The 3583-nt window shown below is 38.4% G+C and carries 2 protein-coding genes; both read right to left on the reverse strand.

The genetic code is table 11. The features are described from left to right. Positions 1-265, reverse strand: a 265-nt coding sequence (locus tag ACY65O_RS01680; protein ID WP_462219114.1) for a carboxypeptidase-like regulatory domain-containing protein, incomplete at its 3' end; no start/stop codon positions are given. Between the two features lie 176 nt (positions 266-441). Further along, on the reverse strand, positions 442-3583 hold a 3142-nt coding region (secA, locus tag ACY65O_RS01685; RefSeq protein WP_462219115.1), incomplete at its 5' end, for a preprotein translocase subunit SecA.

A 3583-nucleotide genomic window follows, 5' to 3' on the forward strand; every position in this document is an offset into this window, starting at 1 on the left:
CAATGATTGAAGTGCCTGACAGTGTTACTAACTGTGGCTGGTAGCCTATGCAGGTTATTTCCAGCACATCATTTGGTTTGGCCTGTATGGTAAATACACCTTCGCTATTGGTGGAAGCGCCTTTGTTGGTTGCTTTTACAACAACTGAAGCATTGGTTACCGGGTTACCGGTTTTTGAGTCGGTTACTTTAACAGTAAAATTTTGTTGGGCAAAAAGCAGGTAACTGCAAAAGATTAAGCTGGTTGATAACAATAGCTTTCTCATAATTAACATGTTTTGGTTACTAAAGAGGTTATAAGCAGGCTGTAAAACTAATAAAATTAATTTAAGAAAAAAGGAGTTGAAATTTTAAATGATAGTTTGATGACAATGCAAAGGTTTGTGTAACTAAAAAACCGTTTCAAAAAATTGAAACGGTTTTAAAAATATTTTTTTAGAAATTAAGCCTCTTTACCATGACAGTTTTTGTACTTTTTTCCACTGCCGCATGGGCACTGCTCATTACGCCCCGGCATTTTTTCTACTTTTACTGGCGCCTGTTTAATTCCTTCCGATGGATCGATATAATCATTTTCATTAGCAGCATAATCCTGCCCTGCTGCATCTACCAGTTCTTTGTTGGCCCTCATTTTACTAAGGTCAGTTTTCTTTTCCCTGCCTTCTTTAATTTGCCCGGCATTGGTTTGCTCCATCGGTATGCCGCAATGGCTAAGGAAGCTTACGATATTTTTATTTACTTCATCATCCATTTGTTTAAACGCACTAAAAGCTTCAATTTTATAAATCACTAACGGATCTTTTTGTTCGTAACCTGCAGTTTGTACACTGTGGCGTAAATCATCCATCGCTCTTAAGTGTTCTTTCCAGGCATCATCTATCAGTGCTAACGTAATACTGCGTTCTAAAGCATCATTTAATTCACGGCCTTCGCTGGCAATATATTTATCTAAATTGGCTAGAGCCTGAATACCTTTTTTACCATCGGTAAACGGTACAGCAACATTTTCAATATGGTTACCCTGTTCTTTACGTATGTTTTTTATTATGGGCAATGTTTGCAAGATCATCGCATCCGTTTTGCGGCGGTATTGTTCTATCGCTTCATTATACAAACGCTCCGTTAAAGTATTAGCGGCATCACTGTTTAATTCATCGGCAGTAATTGTTGTATCTATTCCAAAATTTACAATGGCCGCTAATTTTAATCCATCATGATCATTTCCTTCTTTAAAAGAATTAATTAAACCATCAGCAACAGAATAAAATGCATTATCCAAATCCAAAGCTAAACGTTCGCCAAATAATGCATGGTTACGTTTACCATAAACAACATTACGCTGCTTATTCATTACATCATCATATTCTAATAAACGTTTTCTTATTCCAAAGTTATTTTCTTCTACTTTCTTCTGTGCCCTTTCAATTGATTTACTGATCATACTGTGCTGAATCACTTCGCCTTCTTTGTAACCCATTCTATCCATCAATCCTGCAATTCTTTCACTGCCAAACATACGCATCAAATCATCTTCCAGTGATACAAAAAATTGTGAACTTCCCGGATCACCCTGTCTTCCGGCACGGCCACGTAACTGCCTGTCCACACGGCGACTTTCGTGGCGCTCAGTTCCTAAAATTGCCAACCCTCCTGCATCTTTAACACCGGGGCCTAATTTAATATCGGTACCACGACCAGCCATGTTAGTAGCAATAGTAACAGCACCGGCTAGCCCAGCTTCGGTGATAACCTGTGCTTCTTTAGCATGCTGTTTGGCATTTAATACATTATGCGGAATATTTTTTTGCTTCAGCATCCTGGCCAGCAATTCACTTACTTCAACCGATGTTGTACCCACCAAACATGGCCTTCCTTCAGTACGTAATTTTTCAATGGCATCAATTACCGCTTTATATTTTTCACGTTTAGTTTTATACACTAAATCCTGCTCATCTTTTCTAATAGCTTTTACGTTGGTAGGAATGTTTACCACATCTAATTTATAAATACTCCAAAACTCTGCAGCTTCTGTTTCGGCAGTACCCGTCATACCGCAAAGCTTATGGTACATACGGAAAAAATTTTGCAAAGTAACAGTGGCGTAAGTTTGTGTAGTCGCCTCAATCTTTACATTTTCTTTTGCTTCCAGCGCCTGGTGCAATCCATCGCTGTAGCGGCGGCCTTCCATAATACGGCCCGTTTGTTCATCTACAATTTTTACAGCTTCGTCAATAATTACATACTCTACATCTTTATCAAATAAAGTGTACGCTTTTAATAATTGCTGTACGGTATGTATCCTGTCAACCTTTAAAGAATAATCGTTGAGTAATATTTCTTTTTCATGCAATTTTTCTTCTGCACCTAAACTTCCTTTTTCAATATCGGCCAGCTTGGTAGAAATATCGGGTACAATAAAAAAGTTAGGGTCTTCGCCTGAACGGGTAATTAATTGAATGCCTTTATCAGTAAGATCGACCTGGTTATTTTTTTCATCTATATTAAAAAATAATTCCTCATCTACTTTGGGCATTTCTTTTTGCTGATCGGCGAGATAATAATTTTCGCTCTTCTGCAATTTTACCCTGATGCCCGGTTCACTTAAAAACTTTATTAACGCACCATTTTTTGGTAACCCACGGTGTGCCCTCATTAATGCAAGGCCACCATCTTTAGGGTCGTCGTTGCCATCAGCAATTTTTTTCTTGGCCTCAATTAAATATTGATTGACTGCTTTGCGCTGTGCATCTAATAGTTTTTCTATCCTTGGTTTTAAATCGAAAAACTGTTGGGTGTTATCGCTGTGGCCAACTGGCCCACTGATAATTAATGGCGTACGGGCATCATCAATTAATACACTATCCACCTCATCCACCATGGCAAAATGATGTTTACGCTGCACCATTTCATCAGGTGTGTGCACCATGTTATCCCTTAAATAATCAAAACCAAATTCGTTGTTGGTACCATAAGTAATATCGGCATTGTAAGCATTGCGGCGGGCATCGGTATTGGGTTCATGCTTATCAATACAATCAACACGTAAACCCAGCCATTCAAAAATAGGACCGTTCCACTCACTATCCCTTCTTGCCAAATAATCGTTTACAGTAACTATATGTACACCTTCGCCGCACAATGCATTTAAGTATGCCGGTAAAGTACTTACCAGGGTTTTACCTTCACCCGTTGCCATTTCGGCAATTTTACCGGAGTGCAAAACTGCACCACCAATCAATTGTACATCGTAATGCACCATATTCCAGGTAACAGATCCTCCACCTGCAATCCAGGTATTATTGTAAATAGCTTTATCGCCTTCAATGGTGATGTGTTCTTTTTTTACTGCAAGGGTTCTGTCTAATTCAGTAGCAGTGCTTTCGATAGTTTCGTTTTCTTTAAAGCGCCTGCTGGTTTCTTTTACTGTTGCAAAAGCTTCGGGCAATAATTCCTGCAAAATTTCTTCAATCTGTTTATCCCTTGTCTTTTTTAATTCATCAATTGCTTTATAAATAATATCCCTGTTGTTTATTTCTGCAACGGGTAAATCTTCGGCAGCCTGTTTTTTATCAGTAATTTCTTTA

This window comes from Ferruginibacter sp., from assembly GCF_031430955.1.
Lineage (GTDB): Bacteria > Bacteroidota > Bacteroidia > Chitinophagales > Chitinophagaceae > Ferruginibacter.